Raw genomic sequence first — 2,173 nt, 5'->3', positions numbered from 1 at the left:
CTGGCCAAGAGTGCATGGTTTTATCAATTCATGGATCAACGACGCAGCGTTCGCGAATTTTCCGACCGCCCCGTACCCTTTGAAGTGATTGAAAATATAGTTCGTACCGCTTCCACTGCGCCTTCGGGAGCCCACAAACAACCCTGGACTTTTGTAGTGGTTAGTGACCCTCAAATCAAAGCTAAAATCAGACAAGCTGCTGAAAAAGAGGAGTTTGAAAGCTACAATAGTCGCATGAGTCCGGAGTGGCTAGAGGATTTGCAGCCCTTTGGTACCGATTGGCACAAACCTTTTTTAGACATAGCACCCTATTTGATTGTGGTCTTTCGCAAGGCATACGATCTGTTGCCTGACGGCAGCCATCGAAAAAATTACTACGTACAGGAATCAGTGGGTATTGCCTGCGGAATACTGCTTGCTGCGATACATCAGGCAGGACTGATCGCACTCACCCATACTCCTAGTCCAATGAATTTTTTACAACATATTTTGCAACGTCCGGAAAATGAAAGACCTTTCTTATTGGTGCCCGTTGGTTATCCTGCGGAGGGAGCAATGGTACCGGATTTGCGACGGAAAAGCCTTGATGAAATAATGGTGGTTTATTGACCGCAAAAAAAACGATCTCAATTCAACTTTCAATATGTGCACAGTCACCTATGTTTCGCCCGCTCCAGGGCAATTTATACTTACTTCTAATCGCGATGAAGCACCGTCGCGAGGCGCAACGCGTTTGATCGTCGATGAAAAAGAAGGCAAACGCTTGATTTTCCCACAAGACCCCGCAGCAGGCGGCACCTGGATTGCGGTAGCCACGAATCAACGCATGGTGTGTTTGCTCAATGGCGCTTTTGAAGCACATGATCGACAAACTCCTTACCGAATGAGTCGGGGAATCATGGTATTGGATAGTTTTGGATATCCATCCGCACAAGGCTTTTTTCAGCAATACGTCTTTAAGGGCATCGAACCTTTCACCTTGATTATTTATGATCAGGGAGCATTGTGGGAATTGCGTTGGGACGGTCACGAAAAATACATCCGACCTCTAGATCCCAGAGGAACACATATTTGGTCTTCGGCCACCCTGTACCCCGCCGATGTTAGGTACCGGCGAGAACAATGGTTTTCGACTTGGCTGGAAGGTGTTGATGAATTTACGCCAAATGTTATGCTCGATTTTCACCTGCATGCCGGAGATGGAGACGCATGGAATGATGTCGTCATGAATCGAAGCGATATTGTACGTACCGTAAGTATAACTTCCATTGAAAAAACGGAATCCAATTTTAACTTTAGGTACTACGATTTGCTCACCGCCAATGAACAAATGGCACAAATGGATTTAACGCGTGAAGAGGTGGAGTCTAATCAATAAAAGTCCTTTTTGGATTAAGCTTTTGAATTGGGAATATTGGCCTACGTTGGCTTTCTATTGGCCCATGTTCATTTATGGGCCATTGCTGGCTTTGCGTTCGCGGCATGCCTGCTTTTTTACTGCGGCCAATCCAGGCATAATGGCGGGTGGCCTTGGCTTGGAGTCAAAATTTGCCACCCTACAAAACATCCCCCAAGAGATGTGCCCCAAATCGGTGCTGGCACCACGCGGAAGAGATTTGGCGCTGACTTTGGCCGACATCCACCACGCGGGCATCGATTTTCCACTCATTGCCAAACCCGACATTGGTTACCGAGGACTATTGGTCAAAAAATTGGACAACCCAGATCAGTTGCGGGCGTATTTAAGCCAATACAGCATTGATTTCATCATTCAGGAATATCTGGATTACCCTGAAGAAATTGGTTTGTTGTATTATCGGTTGCCCAATGAAAAAAAAGGCAAGATCACGTCGATTACCTTGAAGGATTTTTTGCACGTAATTGGGGATGGAAAATCCAACGTTTTAGAATTGATTGAAAACACGCCTCGGGCTTTGCTGCAATTGGAGCGGCTTCAAGAAACCCATTGGCAAACGTTTAAAAACATACCCGCTTCTGGCGAAAGGATTAACCTTGGGGTGATTGGCAACCATTCCAAAGGCACTCAATTCATCAATGGCAACCGGCACATCGATGCCGAGTTGGAACAAGCTTTTGACCACATTGCTGCTCAAATCAAAGGATTCAGCTACGGCAGATTTGACCTGAAATGTGAAAGCCTGGAAATGCTGCG

3 protein-coding genes are annotated in these 2,173 nt (G+C 46.2%); all 3 read left to right on the top strand.

The annotated features are described in order from the left end of the window. A partial coding sequence (locus ABW391_RS29340; RefSeq protein WP_353485461.1) for an iodotyrosine deiodinase occupies nt 1-609 on the top strand: 609 nt, incomplete at its 5' end. A gap of 34 nt (nt 610-643) precedes the next feature. Then, nucleotides 644-1,378, top strand: coding sequence for an NRDE family protein (locus tag ABW391_RS29335; protein WP_353485460.1), 735 nt, complete (start codon nt 644-646; stop codon nt 1,376-1,378). 46 nt (nt 1,379-1,424) lie between these two features. Beyond that, nucleotides 1,425-2,173 (top strand): ATP-grasp domain-containing protein (locus ABW391_RS29330; protein WP_353485459.1); only part of this gene is annotated, 749 nt, incomplete at its 3' end.

Origin of the sequence: Haliscomenobacter sp., from assembly GCF_040403615.1 — a bacterium.
GTDB lineage: Bacteria > Bacteroidota > Bacteroidia > Chitinophagales > Saprospiraceae > Haliscomenobacter.
Note: the sequence above shows the minus strand (reverse complement) of the source record. Positions and strands in the feature narration are given on the sequence as shown.

What these genes read in the sequence shown, in the direction of transcription:
- ABW391_RS29335 (WP_353485460.1), top strand. Translation starts at nt 644, where the DNA reads ATGTGCACAGTCACCTATGTTTCGCCCGCTCCAGGGCAATTTATACTT.